This window comes from Mesorhizobium sp. M8A.F.Ca.ET.207.01.1.1 (genome assembly GCF_004794715.1).
GTDB lineage: Bacteria > Pseudomonadota > Alphaproteobacteria > Rhizobiales > Rhizobiaceae > Mesorhizobium.
In genome coordinates this window covers 1-1,045 of the sequence record NZ_SRUS01000039.1, presented here as the reverse complement: position 1 = coordinate 1,045, position 1,045 = coordinate 1, and the positions used below count along the sequence as shown (strand labels likewise).

1 protein-coding gene is annotated in these 1,045 nt (G+C 59.3%); it reads left to right on the top strand.

Translation table 11 applies throughout. From position 1 onward, the window contains the following. Positions 1-56: 56 nt before the first annotated feature. Positions 57-1,045, top strand: a 989-nt coding sequence (locus EN850_RS33340; protein WP_136092919.1) for an IS481 family transposase, incomplete at its 3' end; no start/stop codon positions are given.

Below are 1,045 nucleotides of genomic sequence, written 5' to 3'. Positions count from 1 at the left end.
TGTTTGATCCCAGATTTTGATGGGGCATCCTTGTCCTCCGAATCAAGGGATGCGCTATGGGCCAGGTTCTTCATGGGAGCGCCACGACGACAGAGGCGGTCCGTCGAGCGATACAGCATAGTCAAGAGAGCCTGAGGGCGCTGGCGAAGCGCTACGGGATCAACCAAAAGACTGTTGCCAAATGGCGGGACCGGACCTCGGTGGCAGATTTGCCGACCGGTCCGAGAGAGCCTAGATCGACAGTGCTCTTGCCTGAGGAGGAGGCCGTCAGAGTCGCCTTCCGGCGCTACACTCTGTTGCCACTCGATGACTGCCTCTATGCCTTACAACCGACGATCCCACACCTGACGCGCTCATCACTGCATCGCTGCCTGCAGCGCCACGGCATCAGCCGCCTGCCGGACGTAGAAGGCGACAAGCCGGCGAAGAAGAAGTTCAAGAGCTATCCGATCGGCTACTTCCACATCGACGTCGCCGAGGTGCGCACAGAACAGGGCAAGCTGCACATGTTCGTCGCTATCGACCGCACCTCGAAATTCGCCTTCGTCGAACTGCATGAGAAGGCCACCACCGCCATATCGAGAGACTTCCTACTGCGCCTGATCGCGGCCGTGCCCTACAAGATCCACACTGTCCTCACCGACAACGGTATCCAGTTCACGACGCCCGGCGCCGGCGGTTCGGCCGTGCCATTGATCAAGGAGGCCATCGCAAACGGCGAACGCTTCTGGGCCCATGCCTTCGAATACGCTTGCGCCACGAACGACATCGAGCACCGAACGACCAAGGCAAGGCATCCGTGGACCAACGGCCAGGTCGAGAGGATGAACCGGACTATCAAGGATGCAACCGTCAGGCGTTTCTATTACGAGAGCCACGACCAACTCCGCCAGCACCTTGCCGACTTCATCTCGGCCTACAACTTCGGTCGCAGGCTCAAGACCCTCAAAGGCCTTACGCCCTACGAGTTCATCTGCAAGGCGTGGGCGTCACAACCGGAACGCTTCAAACTCGATCCGCTCCAGCAAATGCCGGGACTAAACAT